We start from the raw sequence: 14,442 nt of genomic DNA on the forward strand, positions 1-14,442 counted from the left end.
TCTATTCCTTACTGGCAATTAGGTTGGTAAGGATTAAAAAGAAAGTGATAACTGTTAGGAGAAAATATTATGGCTTATAGCGAAAAAGTAATCGATCATTATGAAAATCCACGTAACGTTGGTTCTATGGATAAGAGTGATCCATCTGTAGCAACAGGTATGGTTGGTGCACCTGCGTGTGGTGATGTAATGAAGTTACAACTTAAAATTTCAGCTGATGGCGTTATTGAAGATGCTAAATTTAAAACTTATGGTTGTGGTTCTGCAATTGCTTCAAGCTCATTGGTAACAGAATGGGTGAAGGGTAAATCAATTGAAGAAGCCGGTCAGATTAAAAATACTGCCATTGCTGAAGAATTAGCTTTACCACCGGTAAAAATTCATTGCTCAATTTTAGCTGAAGACGCTATTAAAGCGGCAATTGAAGATTATAAAAGTAAAAACGGTTAATAAACCGAGTTTAAGTTAATAAGATAAGTTCAGTACAAGAATCAAAACAGGAAAAGTAGTATGTCAGTTACCATGACGCCAGCGGCAACAGAGCGAGTTCAATCTTTTATGACGAATCGAGGCAAAGGTCTTGGTTTGCGTTTAGGTATTAAAACGACAGGTTGCTCAGGCTTGGCTTATGTACTTGAGTTTGTTGATGATTTAAATGAAGATGATCATATGTTTAATATTGAAAACGTTAACATAATCATTGACACTAAAAGCTTAGTTTATCTTGATGGTATCGAGTTAGATTTTGTTAAAGAAGGCCTAAATGAGGGCTTTAAGTTTACCAACCCAAACGCTAAGGGCGAATGTGGCTGTGGTGAAAGCTTTAACGTATAACGGCTAAGTACTTTATTGTTTGCTTCTGTTTGGCTCTAGTATTGTGTTATTAGTATTTATAAATTCGTTGAATAATATATTATTATCTGAAGAGTCAATTGCTAAAAAATACTGAGTCGGAATGCAAGCATAAAAAGTAATAATTGAACTGAAGTACAAAATACAAGTATAGAGCACAAAACAGGATGTACGAAATAATGATTAAGGTCTATTTTCGTGCTCTTGTTTTAGCTTTTATTGTATTAGCACTAAATAACGTTAACTTTAACTATCATTCAAAAAACTTAATCGAGTTTAAATTCTTTAGGTAACCAAGTGAATTACTTCCAATTATTCGGGATTGAAGTTAGTTTCGATGTCGATTTAAATCAACTGTCTCAAACCTATCAAACACTGCAAAAGTCGGTTCATCCTGACAAGTTTGCCCATGCTTCTAGCCAAGAACAGCTCATTGCAGTACAAAAGTCGGCAGAGCTTAACGATGCCTATCAAACAATCAAACAACCTTTAGCACGTGCGGAATATATTCTTACTTTACGAGGTGTAGAATTACCGAACGAGCAACATACTTTTGGTGATACTCGCTTTTTAATGAGGCAAATGGAACTTAGAGAGATGTTGGAAGAGGTTACTCATGCTGAAGATGTTGATGCGGCTTTAGCTGCTGCCCAACAAGAGCTTGCTCAAGAATATCAGCAACATTTTAGCTTGTTACAAGCACAAATTTGCGAAAACACTGATGCAGCTAATATGTTAGCATGCGATAACTTACGTAAATTGAAATTTTATCAAAAACTCAATATTGAAGTAGATCGTCTTGAAGATAGTTTGTTTGACGATTAGCAAACAGCGTCTTTTACTTTTTAACTCAAATAACTGAACATAATTAAAACATGGCTTTATTACAAATAGCAGAACCCGGACTTAGCACAGTACCTCATGAACATAGATTAGCTGCAGGTATCGATTTAGGTACCACAAATTCACTTATTGCGAGTGTGCAAAGTGGTGAAGCGAGCACGTTAGTTGACCAAGATGGGCGTGATATATTACCTTCTATTGTGAGTTATCAACCCAATGATATCTTGGTAGGTGAAGGAGCAAAATCATTAAGCGTGAGTGATCCTCAAAATACTATAGTATCGGCTAAACGTTTAATTGGTCGCTCTTTAGCTGATATTCAAAGTAAGTATCCTTCTTTACCATATCAATTTACGGGTGACGAAAATAAGCCAGAAATTGTTACACGTAAAGGTAATATTAACCCTGTACAAGTGTCGGCTGAAATTCTAAAAAGTTTAAGTCAACGTGCTGAACAAGCACTCGGTGGAGAGCTTACCGGCGTCGTTGTTACTGTACCTGCCCATTTTGATGATGCACAACGTCAAAGTACTAAAGATGCAGCAAAATTAGCGGGTGTTAATGTATTACGTCTTCTTAATGAGCCAACGGCAGCAGCTGTTGCTTATGGTCTTGATTCAGGACAAGAAGGTGTTATTGCTATTTATGATTTAGGCGGTGGTACTTTTGATATTTCTGTATTACGTTTGAATAAAGGGGTTTTTGAAGTACTTTCTACCGGAGGTGATTCAGCATTAGGTGGTGATGATTTTGATGTTGTTCTTGCTGATTATTTAGTTGAGCAGGCTGGTTTAACTCGTCCATTGTCTCCGACACTTGAGCGTCAATTAATAAAACAAGCTTGTTATGCAAAAGAACAACTAACGACCTTGGATAATGTTGAGGTTACCTTAACGCTGAGTGCTGATGAATCAAACGAAAAGAATGAACAAGTATGGTCAACTAACATCTCAAAAGAAACGTTTGATGGCTTGATTTCAGCGTTAGTGAAAAAAACCTTAAGAGCATGCCGTCGAAGCTTAAAAGACGCTAATATTAGTGTTGATGAAGTGCTTGAAGTTGTAATGGTTGGTGGTTCTACACGTGTGCCTTTAGTACGCAGTGAAGTAGAAAAATATTTTAATAAAACACCATTAACGTCGATTGACCCAGACAAAGTTGTTGCCATTGGTGCTGCTATTCAGGCTGATATCCTTGCGGGTAATAAACCTGACAGTGATATATTATTACTTGATGTTATTCCGTTATCGCTTGGTTTAGAAACGATGGGCGGTTTGGTTGAAAAGGTTATTCATCGTAATACCACTATTCCTGTAGCAAAAGCGCAAGAGTTTACTACCTTCAAAGACGGCCAAACAGCCATGGCTGTGCATGTTTTACAAGGTGAGCGAGAGCTTGTTGATGATTGTCGTTCGTTAGCCCGTTTTGAATTACGAGGTATTCCTGCCATGACAGCAGGTGCCGCCCATATCCGTGTAACATTTAAAGTTGATGCTGACGGGTTATTATCAGTTAGTGCAATGGAAAAATCATCAGGTGTTGAAGCAAGCATTGAAGTGAAACCTTCTTTTGGCATAGACGATAGTAAAATTGCACAAATGCTTAAAGATTCAATGAACAACGCTAAAGCGGATATTGATGCTCGTATGTTAAAAGAGCAACAGGTTGAGGCTGCGCGGGTTATTGAATCGGTTAAAGCGGCAATCGCCTTAGACCATCATTTACTTGATGCAGAAGAAACGTCTACTATTGAGCAAGTGATAAATTCGTTAGCTGAAATCAGTCAAGGTGATGATGCCGATGCAATTGAAGCCGCGATTAAAAAATTAGATCAAGCGACAGATGTATTTGCTGAACGACGTATGGATAGTTCTATTAATAAAGCGCTAAGTGGTCAGTCTGTCGATAAATTATAAAGAAACAACTTACTTGTATCTTATGACAAAACAAAGATAAAAAGAGATAAATAACATGCCAAAAATTATATTTTTACCCAACGAAGAGTTATGTCCTGATGGCGCCGTCGTTGAAGCTGAAAAAGGCGAAAGTGTATTAAACGTAGCCTTAAGAAATGACATCGGTATTGAACATGCTTGTGAAAAAGTTTGTGCTTGTACAACGTGTCACGTGATTATTAGAGAAGGGTTCGATTCTATCGAAGAGGGCGATGAACTGGAAGAAGATATGCTAGATAAAGCATGGGGTTTAGAGCCTGAGTCTCGTTTAAGCTGTCAATCTATTGTTGGTGATGAAGATTTAGTTGTTGATATTCCTAAGTATACTGTGAATATGGTATCGGAAAATCATTAAAGTGAGCTGAGTTTAATGAAAGCTTCTCGTTAGCTTAGTTAGGCTCAGACCTGTAATATTAGAAAGGGTAATAACATCACTGTTATTACCCTTTTTTGTTAACACAGTAGAATAGTTTCGAATACTTTATACCCGTTTCATTAATTAAGTGAACAATTTTATACGTAAAAAAAAGCATAAAACACAAGGCGTTTTTTTCAATAACTAGTTGTTATAATTATTAAATAAATAACGATGTGGATGGTGATTTTAGCCAGTAGAAATGATCACATAGCTAGTGAGATTGATATTATATCAACAGAGAAGTTAATCGTAATTCATCTATTAACAGACGATATAACACTCTGTAATTACTTTTATTAAAAAATAGAAACACTCGAATTTTTAGGTGTTAGCTTTATTTTTCTTTTTTGATTATCACTTTTACGGGTTGCGACAACGTCTAATACTTGTTCAGCAGGTGTCGTACCAAATAACTCTATTGTGTACTCTAATGGGCTCAGTAAGTCAGTCAAGTTATAGCGCCCCATTACAACTAATTGTGATACAGGATCTTGTGGCGACTGATGAGAAGTGACGGGAGAAAGCATCATATCTTCTAACACGAGTTTTCTGTTTTTATCTTTTAATACGACTTTTTCGTGAATTACATTGGTGATAACGCTGCGGTGTTTAGTAAATTCTATTTTAGAAAGCTTACCATCATTATCGTCATCGACCCCCTCAAAGGCGCTTATAGGCAATGAAAGTACCATAAACACACCGTTATTAAGGATATTAAGTGTGCCACGTTGTGCCACAATGACATGTGCAGATGAGTTGTGTGACACGAGTATGCTAGAAAATAAGGTTAGAACTGAAAAAAGATTATTTTTTATATATTTCATAATGACACTTTATAGTTTATTTAATTTTATTTAGCTGGATATTGTCAAGAACAGATATTTCTAGAGGAGGCTGTTCTTTGGGGTGTTGTTATTAGGGAATGTACCTACTGCATGATCTGGAACGCCGTTTGCTGCTATTTCACGATCCTCATCTGTACAACTCCAGGTGACAATACTATCTAATTGCACTGAATCGGAATCATTATAGGCATGGTAACTATAATCAGATAAAATACTTGTAGTTGAACTATCAATGACTTCAGACACTGTAATATTAACACTGTCAATTTCGCTATTTGCTTCATCATCATTGACCATTAGCGTTACAACGTAAATACCTGCTACATCTGCTGAAAATGATGTTGTCGAGTCTGTATCGCTAGATAATGTAGCAATACTGCCGTCAGGTAACGTAGATAAACTCCATGAGTAGCTAAGTGTATCGCCATCAGTATCACTACTTGCTTCGCCTGATAATGTGGCGGTACTACCAATAAGTAAGATTTGGTCTTCACCAGCATTAGCAAAAGGTACTGTGTTAGTGCCTACAGTATTATCGACATCACCTACGTCAGCTGGATCGCTAGCACCACTACCGCAAGCCGCAAGCGAAGAGGCTAGCAATAAACTTAGTAAGGTATTTGCATTATTGTTACAGCTTAACGTTTTTTTTATGTGTAATAGCGATGGTTTCATTTGACACATTCTCCAAAGGGGGAATATTTACGATTGATTCATATGCTGTAGATAATAATAGGTCAATGTGCAAATAATGTGCATTTTTTTGTTATTATGAATATCCTCCGTCATTCTGAACTTGATTCAGAATCCCAATCGTTATGCTGCGTTCTTTATCGTCATTCTGAACTTGATTCAGAATCTCGGTTTATTCAACAGCCCAGAACTGACTATTATCGTGAGGCGTTCTACTTATTATCTATCAGTAACTTTTTTCAGCCTTAGTTACTTTTTCTAAGTAACGGCGAGATTCTGATTTTGGATGCTTTTGGGTAAGTAAATAATAAACGTCTTTAGATGTTTTAGTATTGAGAACTTTCATCGCTGTTGTTCGGTTACTATGAAAGGTTTTTAATACATTTCCTGCACCGCCATTGTAGGCAGAAATAATTGAATAATGACGACTTGTAGCATTAGTTACGGCATTTAAATAGTTATTATTGAGAATATATAAATAGGCAGTACCAATATCAATGTTATAAGCAGGATCGAATAGTTGCTGCTTGGTTGGCATACCACTTTTATTTTTAATACGCTGAAATACATCAGCACCTGCGGTTTTGGGCACAACTTGCATCAGGCCGTAAGCATTAGCTGAACTCACTGCAAACGGGTTAAAACTACTTTCAGTTTCAATTATGCCGTAGATTAATTGTGGTGATATTTGATAACGCTTAGCTGCAGCGAGTACAAAGGTACTGTATTTTTGTTCACGTAGATGTTGATGTTTTTCAACCATATCAATTCTAACTGCGTAAATTTGTTTTCCGTTGTTACTGTATTTTTGTAACTTGAATTCAGTCAAATACTTGGAGAATCGATTAGCACGCCATTGGTATTGAATCGCTTTATTATCATGATCAAGTACTTGCTGATATAAATAAGGTTGGCCTGATAGTGTTGGAGCATCACTGGAAAATATATCGGTTTTACTTGGATCTGCTGTTGATAATAGAGTAGTAGTAATGGCATTTTGTAAATTAGTAAGTGTTTTAGTTTGAGAGTTATCTGCTAAAGTTTCGATCAACACAGTGCCTTTTTCAAAGTCAACAATGGCACGAGCTCTGTAGTTATTTGTATATTTAACCAGTTTTTTATTATTAGGTACTTGCGGTTTCTTTTCGCCCCACACCTCAGCAATTTTTTGGCTTAATTCATTGAGCAATGCTTTAATATCATCGACATCTTTTTGAATCAGTTTATTAGTGTGAACCGCTTGCTGCGCAATGGCTATAATATCTGGGTTATCGGATTCTATTTGCTTAATTAATGTTTCGGCGCTTCGAATAGAATCAAAGTTTGGTGTGGTTTTACAGCTAGTTAAGCAGATAATAAGAATAATCATTAATACGTTATTAAACATTAAGGTTACCCTTTATATCACTGGGGGTATTGGTAGCACTGTCGTTGGTTATATCACGGTGCTTTTTCATTTTAGTGTGTTTTGTTAGATTTGTGATCGGCAAAAGTAATAATCCATAGTCGAGTTATATTTTATAATTCAGTTACTCCATAGGTTACTCCATAAATCACTTGTAACGGAATAAACTATTTACGGAGTAATAATACTGATAATTGCTTTTTAAGCCTAATGATGAATCAGAGGGTTAGTGGAATGTAGTACTCAATTCTTCGATTTCTTTGGCACTTTTGTTAACATTTTCTCCACTTAAACTTACTTTATTACATAGCATTTCATTTTCTTTTGAAATAATATCTATATCTGTAATTTGCTTATTCATCTGCTCAGACACCACGCTTTGTTCTTCTGTAGCGGTTGATATTTGTGCGGTCATATCACTGACATCACCAATACTGTTCATGATATTTTCGATAGCTTGTTTAATAATTAATGTATTAGCAGAGCATGCTTCAGCACTATCCTTACTCACTAGCATTACTTTACTCCACTCTTGTAAAGTTTTTTGTAATTCTAACACTGAACGTTGTATATCTCCGGTTGCATCTTGAGTTCTACTCGCTAATGTTCTAACTTCATCGGCAACCACAGCAAAGCCTCGTCCTTGCTCTCCAGCTCTTGCTGCTTCAATTGCAGCATTAAGAGCTAGTAAATTAGTTTGATCAGCAATACCTTGAATCTCACTCATGATTCCTGAAATTTTATCAACATCGAGCACTAAACTCTCAGCACTGTTTGCAGCAGAATGAACATCATTAGCGAGGCTCTTCATTCTTTTCTGATTGTTTGTTACTAAATTGGTCGCATCGTCACATTCTTGTTGAACTTGTGTTACTTTATCATGGGTCGATACCGTATTTTCACTAACATTATTAATCGTGCCACTCATTTCACCAATAGCAGTAGAGAATTGCTCTAATTGTTGATTAATATTGGCAGTTCCTGTCAGCATTTCGTTTGAGGCTACCTTTAAAGCACTCGCTTGACCTGATAATATTTTTCCTGCGTCATAACTACGACCTAGAACTGTACGTATACGCGCTTGCAATAAGGTAGTTTGATATTTCGTTATATTGGTTAAGCCCTTACCGGTAAAAATAAAGCGAGATGGACTATCAGAACGTTTTTTAATTTCTTCTACATAGTTTGGAAAGGTAAATAATTCTTCAGAAAAAATAAGTGCTGTGGCCATGATATTAAACAAAATAATAACTGCGGTGATATATGAGTCTAAATATAATAAAGAAAATAAAAGGGAAGTGGCGAGAATAAGTCCGATAATAAGACGTTTTAATTTTGTGTTTGCGTGAAAATCTGTCACAGTTTTTTGGGCATTTAATTTATCATAAAAATTTTGAGCATCATTTTTTTGTTGAGTCGTGGGTTTTACCCTGACTGATTGATAACCGGTAATTCTACCTCCTTCTGATAAAGGGGTTACGTAGGCATCTACCCAATAATAATCGCCATTTTTACAACGATTTTTAATCATACCACGCCAAGATTCACCATTTTTTAACTTCTTCCACATATCAGCAAACGCTTCTTTTGGCATGTTCGGGTGGCGAACAATATTGTGATGTTGTCCTTTAAGTTCTTCTAAAGTATAGCCAGCTACCCGACAGAACTCTTCATTTGCATAAACAATATCTCCTTGTAAGTCGGTGATAGAAACTAATTGTTCATCATTTGAAAAATTGAGTTCTTTGTTGGTTGTATTAGCCATTTATTATCCTTTAGTTAACTTTGAAACTTCGTTTTATTTATTTTGCTACGCCATTATAGTCAATATTTTTTAATGTAGCTAATTGAATTATATATATTTGTTATATTTTAAACACTGATTATGGGTAAGTAGAGCTATTAAAAGAGCTATTAAGAGGCTCATAACTATAGTAGTAAACTTTTCAATAGTTGCGCTAATTTTAATGTTAGCTTTATTAAGTAAGTTTAAAAAATAAAGTTAGGATACTGTATAGATAATAATCATTGTGGTGCTATAGTATTAATTTAAATCAGTTTAAAAAGCTCTATCTCGATAAGTATATTTAAATTTACTGGAATACAAAAAATATAACGCACTATTTTTGCTTAAATGGAATATTCGTATGTCAAATAAAAACAAAAACGATAAAGCAGCACAAGAGCCTATTACCCCCCTTGGAGAACTTGATCAACTTAGACAAATTGTCTTTGGTGATGCCCAACAGCAGTTAATTACACAACTAACGACATTACGAAGCGATATGGAACATGCCATCAACGAACAGGAGAGAAAGTTTACAATTCGTTTAGAAAAAATACAAAGAGATATTAGTCAGCAGTTAGACAATATAGAAAAACAAGTAAATTTTGTAGATAAACGTCATGATGACAATGAAGAGAGTATGCAAAAAGAACATACCAATCTTGTATCAGAATTTGAAATGTTTACCGTAGCCACACAGCAAGACTTTAAAGATATTGAACAGGCGCTGAACAGCGAAAGTGCCTTACTGTCTAATGGTTTTAATGAGCAACTAGAGCAACTTAAAAATCACCTTGATGCGGTATCAAATGAATTAAGCTCATCTAAAACAGACCGGAAAACACTGGCTAAGTTGCTAGCGACAATGGCAACAAACTTGGAAGATGACCAGCTGTAATGTCGAAGTCGACCGAAGCCAAACAAGTTGAATCTCAGCAGCAACTTGAACAATTAAGATCGCTAATACTGGGTAAAAACAGTCATGTGGTAACCGACGCTATTCAAAAAGAAGCACGTACTATTGTGGGTGAAGTACTTTCTGAAGCACTACATGATAGACAAAAAAAAGATGGCTCAGTTAATAAAGTTTTATTGCCTATTGTAGAAAGTGCAGTCGAAGATTCGGTTGCACATAATAGTGACAGATTAGTTAATTCTCTTTATCCCTTAATGGGCAGTTTAGTTAGAAAATCCGTGACAGCTTTTCTAACTGATTTTATGGAAAAAACAAATCAGTTAATTGATAGTAGTCTCACATTTAAGGGGTTAACTTGGCGTATTAAAGCTTGGCAAGCGGGGGTTAAATTCTCCCAATATGTTGCTTCACAAACATTTGTCTATCGAGTTGAACATGTTTTTTTGATCCACCGAGAAACAGGTTTATTACTTAACTCGGTTAATTTTAATAACACAGCGAAAAGTGATGCTGATTTAATTTCTTCTATGTTAACGGCAATTAATGACTTTGTTGGTGATTCTTTCTTAGATAATGAAGATGGATTAAAAGAACAGCTAGAAACGGTGACAACCGATAATTTCACCTTATTAATAAAGCCTGGGCCTAATGCCTTGGTTGTAGCTGCGGTAACAGGTAAACCACCGCAAAAAGTTAGTGATAAACTACAAATAATATTAGAAAGTATTCACAGTTTATATGCTAGTGAGCTTATGCAGTTTAACGGCGATAATGAAGCCTTTGTTACTGCCGAAAATTTACTGAGAGATTGTTTATTAGCAGAGCAAAAAACAACTGAACCTAAAAATAACAAAACACCTTGGTTTGCTTGGTTAGCTGTTTTATTTTTTATCATTATTCTTGGCTTTCAGACAGTAAAGTGGTGGGAAAATCAAGTATTAAACGATAAGTTGATGACTTTAGATCATGAGTCAGGTGTTGTTATTAATCATATTGAAGTACAAGATCATAATAAGGTTGTGCTTGATATTTTACGTGATCCTGATGCTATCTCTGTTTCTGATTGGTTACAAAAAAATGATTTAACTATTGAGCAATTATCACTAACTGAGCGACTTTATCATTCTTTAGACCTTGAAATTCTAAATACTAGAGCACAGAGAATTTTGCTCGAATACCCTGAAATTACCATGATGTGGCATAGCAAAATTTTACACTTGTCGGGGACATTAGCGGTATTAAAGTCTGCAAAACTACTAAGTGCACTGACGGCTGCTGGTTTTACGTTAGAAAGAAACTTAATAATAGAGGATATTAAGCCTCCTTTTGCTAATGAAGCTATTACAAGTAAGGCGATTAAAGCGCAAATATTTAAAGATTTAGTTGGTAGAATATCAACGATTCAACTTGAGTTTCCTGTTGCTAGTGCTGATGTAACACCTAGTATGCAATTAACTCTGCAGCAACTTTATCAATACTTTCATCAACTAAATCAATTAGCCGATCAACTTGATTTAAACGTTGGTCTAGTCATTATTGGCTGTAGTGATAATTCAGGTAGTATTGCTAAGAATACGTTATTAAGTAGGCAACGCGGAGAAAATACGGGTGATGCTTTAAACCTTTTAGGGCTAAGTAAAGCGCAAATGTATGTTACAGGTTTAGGGCAAATAGATATTATGAAAGTAAAAAATAATGCAAGAAAAGTTATCTTTAACGTGCTATATGTAAGTAATGATGAAAAAACAAACAATGAAATGTAATCAAGTACAAATGTAAATGTAGAATAAACGTTAAAAGGGATATGCCGTATATCAACTGGCATTTTAACAGCACTATACAGAAATTGGAGACGGCTTTTGATTCAAAAGAAAATTTGTTTACTCGGTGCGTCTAGCGTAGGAAAAACAAGTTTAGTTAAGCAATTTGTGGAAGGCATTTTTAATGAAAAATACCTAACCACTATCGGTGTTAAAATTGATAAAAAGGTTGTCACGCTAGAAAATAATTCTCTGCAATTTATGCTTTGGGATATTGAAGGTAATGATCGCTATAATGCTTTTCAAGAACGTTATTTACGTGGCGCCTCAGCCTATATTATTGTGGCTGATCAAACACGCACAACCTCTTTAATTGAAGGTTTAGAGATTCACAGTCTCGCCCGTAAAGTTGCTAAATGTCCTGCTATTCTGGCTATCAATAAAAGTGATTTACAACCAAGTTGGCATTGGGAAGATAAAGGGCTAGAAGATTATAACGATTTGTTTGATTTACATTTCTATACAAGTGCTAAAACCGGTGCAAATGTAGATAACATGTTTATTGAGTTGGCTAAATTGCTGCAAGAGAGTTAATCGCATGACTTCGATACTAAATAATGTACTCAATGCAATGCAACAAGTGATTATAGAACCTGTTGAGGGTAGTCTTAATCTTTTTAAACTTGTTGGGGGCTCTTGCTTATGGGCAACTGAATTACTTCCTCTTTCTGCTAGTCAAAAAGTTTTTAGTATTGACGATAACACACCTTTTTTACAAGATTTTCTTATTGATGCGCAACTAATATGGAATGGCAGTGAAGATAATCGGGTTCGCTCTGGCTTTTGGACTGAAGTTGTTGCAAACAACAAAGAATTACATTTAGAAGCGATTGCAATTAAACAAGACGATCAAAGTTTACTGATTATCAGCAATCAAACTGAAGACTTTACACTTCGCCAAAGTACAATGCAGTCTGCTCGAGAACTCTCTCTCTATAATGATCATTTAATAGAACAAAATGAGTATTTGCATACAAGAATTCTCGCTATTTTTAATAAACCTTACGAACAAGAAAATATTATTACCGCGCTAACGAAAGCAATTGAGAATGCCGGCTTTGCAGTACTTATTACAAAAAGTGATTTAACGACTATTATTGCTAATACAGCTGCGTTACATTTATTTGAACAAGGTGTCTCTTCAACTCATGAGTCTTCAAATCCTGTAGATATTATTGTACAACTTTTAAAAAATCAATTACCAGAATATGAACGTATTATCGCTACTAAATCTAGTTGGGATGGCGAGCTATGTTGGATGTCGCCACCATCGACATTGAAATGGTTAAAAGTTGCTTTATATCCCGTTTTAGATGATTTAAATGAAATAAAGAACTGGATTATTTTTGCTAATGACATAAGTAATATTAAATATTTAGTACAACGAAATGAAAAAAGTGATTTACAGGATTTGTTAACTCAACTACCTAACCGAATTTCGTTTTGGCAAAGATTGGAAAAACAAATAATATCTAATATTCCTTTTTATTTATTGTATGTTGATGTTAATGATTTTAGGCGTCATAACGAATTCTATGGTCATGATGAAGGAGATAAGTTACTTATTGAAGTCAGTGGTCGTATTAAAAGTAGTATTAAAACATCTGATTTCATCGCAAGGGTAGGCGGTGATGAATTTGCTATTATATTAACTGATATCGATAATCAAGCTTGTTGTGAAGGTGTAGTTGAAAGAATTCTTGACTGTACCAGAGAGCCATTTCAAACAAGTGAATTAGAGAGCTTTAATGTTAATTTAAGTATAGGTGCTGCTAACTTCCCCCATGATGCACATAGTGTTGAAGAATTAATGAAGTTTGTTGATTTAAGTGCTTATAACGGTAAAAGATCAAAAGCTAATTCATTACAGTTTTATTCTCAGTCTATGAAAGATGCATCGCGCCTTATTATTGAAGTTGAGCATGAGCTAAGAGAAGCTATCAAAAATGATGAATTTGAATTGTTTTTGCAACCTATTATAGATTTAGAACTTAATAAAATTGTAAAAGCAGAGGCGTTAATTCGCTGGAATCATCCTACGAAAGGAATGCTGTTTCCTGACTCTTTTATTGCTATTGCTGAAAAAAGCGGCTTAATTATTACTATTGGTAAGTGGGTAATTGATACAGCTTGTCAAATGGTGGATAAAATTAACAAAATGGGACATAAAGTTAAAATATCACTGAACCTGTCACCTGCTCAAGTGTTTGATGAAAACCTTTTTCCTCATCTGCATGCTTGTATTAAGAATAATAAAATAGACCCATGTTTATTAGAGTTAGAAATCACGGAAGGCGTGATGATTGATGATTATGCTATTACTGAAAAATTACTGAATAAAGTAAGAGCTATTGGTGTAAGTGTCTCTATTGATGATTTTGGAACTGGCTATAGTTCGCTGGCGTATTTAAAAAAACTACCTTTAGATTTTTTGAAAATTGATCGATCATTTGTTAGAGATATTGTTAGTGATGATAACGATAAAGCGATTGTTAGAGCTGTTATTGCTATGGCACATAATTTAAATTTAGGAGTTATTGCTGAAGGTGTTGAAACTCAAGAACAGTTAGACTTCCTTGAACAAAACTCATGTAACTCAGTGCAAGGTTACTTTTTTAGTAAGCCAATTGAGTTTAGCTCTTTTATTATGTTACTTCAAAATCAAAAAAAGAAAGATTTTGAGTCTCATTCAAGCTAATGACCCACATACGTTCATGACATTGATCTTCTCAAATGCTACTTCTTAGGTCACTAGCTCCGTCATTCCGTAGGTATTTTAATACGGAATCCCACACGTGTGGTTGAATAGTGCGTGAGATCCTGAATCCCTTGAACTACGGAATATAACGAATGAGATTCTGACTCAAGTTCAGAATGACGAGAAGCTAATTCGGTAGTCGTCGATTCCA

Annotated in this window: 13 protein-coding genes; 9 read left to right on the forward strand and 4 right to left on the reverse strand. The window is 35.2% G+C overall.

Annotation, left to right across the window (positions count from 1 at the left end):
• Positions 1 to 69: 69 nt before the first annotated feature.
• The 5 genes from iscU to fdx all read left to right on the forward strand — a co-directional run bounded on the left by iscU (position 70) and on the right by fdx (position 4,005).
• On the forward strand, positions 70 to 450 hold the full coding sequence (gene iscU / locus Q4496_RS05790; protein ID WP_215974422.1) for a Fe-S cluster assembly scaffold IscU: 381 nt from the start codon (positions 70 to 72) through the stop codon (positions 448 to 450).
• Between the two features lie 60 nt (positions 451 to 510).
• Positions 511 to 834: an iron-sulfur cluster assembly protein IscA gene (iscA, locus tag Q4496_RS05795; RefSeq protein WP_159818879.1), complete on the forward strand. Its 324-nt coding sequence runs from the start codon at positions 511 to 513 to the stop codon at positions 832 to 834.
• 315 nt (positions 835 to 1,149) lie between these two features.
• A complete protein-coding gene (gene hscB / locus Q4496_RS05800; protein ID WP_215974421.1) occupies positions 1,150 to 1,677 on the forward strand; it encodes a co-chaperone HscB in 528 nt (175 codons plus the stop codon).
• Positions 1,678 to 1,727: 50 nt separating this feature from the next.
• Complete coding sequence (hscA, locus tag Q4496_RS05805; RefSeq protein WP_215974420.1) at positions 1,728 to 3,611, forward strand: Fe-S protein assembly chaperone HscA; 1,884 nt, start codon at positions 1,728 to 1,730, stop codon at positions 3,609 to 3,611.
• Between the two features lie 55 nt (positions 3,612 to 3,666).
• Complete coding sequence (gene fdx / locus Q4496_RS05810; RefSeq protein ID WP_159818885.1) at positions 3,667 to 4,005, forward strand: ISC system 2Fe-2S type ferredoxin; 339 nt, start codon at positions 3,667 to 3,669, stop codon at positions 4,003 to 4,005.
• 359 nt (positions 4,006 to 4,364) lie between these two features.
• On the opposite strand, the gene Q4496_RS05815 is transcribed toward fdx, so the two are convergent.
• The 4 genes from Q4496_RS05815 to Q4496_RS05830 form a co-directional block, all read right to left on the reverse strand.
• Positions 4,365 to 4,892 carry a hypothetical protein gene (locus Q4496_RS05815; RefSeq protein ID WP_215974419.1) on the reverse strand — a complete coding sequence of 176 codons (528 nt, stop codon included), beginning with the start codon at positions 4,890 to 4,892 and terminating at the stop codon, positions 4,365 to 4,367.
• A gap of 60 nt (positions 4,893 to 4,952) precedes the next feature.
• Complete coding sequence (locus tag Q4496_RS05820) at positions 4,953 to 5,588, reverse strand: PKD domain-containing protein (RefSeq protein ID WP_303610046.1); 636 nt, start codon at positions 5,586 to 5,588, stop codon at positions 4,953 to 4,955.
• Positions 5,589 to 5,832: 244 nt separating this feature from the next.
• Positions 5,833 to 6,993 (reverse strand): murein transglycosylase domain-containing protein, encoded by a 1,161-nt coding sequence (locus Q4496_RS05825; protein ID WP_215974417.1) that lies wholly within the window; start codon positions 6,991 to 6,993, stop codon positions 5,833 to 5,835.
• A gap of 244 nt (positions 6,994 to 7,237) precedes the next feature.
• Complete coding sequence (locus Q4496_RS05830) at positions 7,238 to 8,776, reverse strand: PAS domain-containing methyl-accepting chemotaxis protein (RefSeq protein WP_303610047.1); 1,539 nt, start codon at positions 8,774 to 8,776, stop codon at positions 7,238 to 7,240.
• 382 nt (positions 8,777 to 9,158) lie between these two features.
• Between Q4496_RS05830 and Q4496_RS05835 the strand changes: the two genes are divergently transcribed.
• The 4 genes from Q4496_RS05835 to Q4496_RS05850 all read left to right on the forward strand — a co-directional run bounded on the left by Q4496_RS05835 (position 9,159) and on the right by Q4496_RS05850 (position 14,231).
• Positions 9,159 to 9,695, forward strand: coding sequence for a hypothetical protein (locus Q4496_RS05835; RefSeq protein WP_215974415.1), 537 nt, complete (start codon positions 9,159 to 9,161; stop codon positions 9,693 to 9,695).
• Positions 9,695 to 11,476: a hypothetical protein gene (locus tag Q4496_RS05840; RefSeq protein ID WP_303610048.1), complete on the forward strand. Its 1,782-nt coding sequence runs from the start codon at positions 9,695 to 9,697 to the stop codon at positions 11,474 to 11,476. The genes Q4496_RS05835 and Q4496_RS05840 overlap by 1 nt, the downstream gene beginning before the upstream one ends.
• A 96-nt stretch (positions 11,477 to 11,572) precedes the next feature.
• Positions 11,573 to 12,067: a Rab family GTPase gene (locus Q4496_RS05845; RefSeq protein ID WP_215974413.1), complete on the forward strand. Its 495-nt coding sequence runs from the start codon at positions 11,573 to 11,575 to the stop codon at positions 12,065 to 12,067.
• 4 nt (positions 12,068 to 12,071) lie between these two features.
• A complete protein-coding gene (locus tag Q4496_RS05850) occupies positions 12,072 to 14,231 on the forward strand; it encodes an EAL domain-containing protein (RefSeq protein WP_303610049.1) in 2,160 nt (719 codons plus the stop codon).
• The last annotated feature ends 211 nt before the right edge of the window (positions 14,232 to 14,442 follow it).

Source organism: Colwellia sp. 5_MG-2023 (assembly GCF_030547795.1).
In the GTDB taxonomy this organism is placed as follows: domain Bacteria; phylum Pseudomonadota; class Gammaproteobacteria; order Enterobacterales; family Alteromonadaceae; genus Colwellia.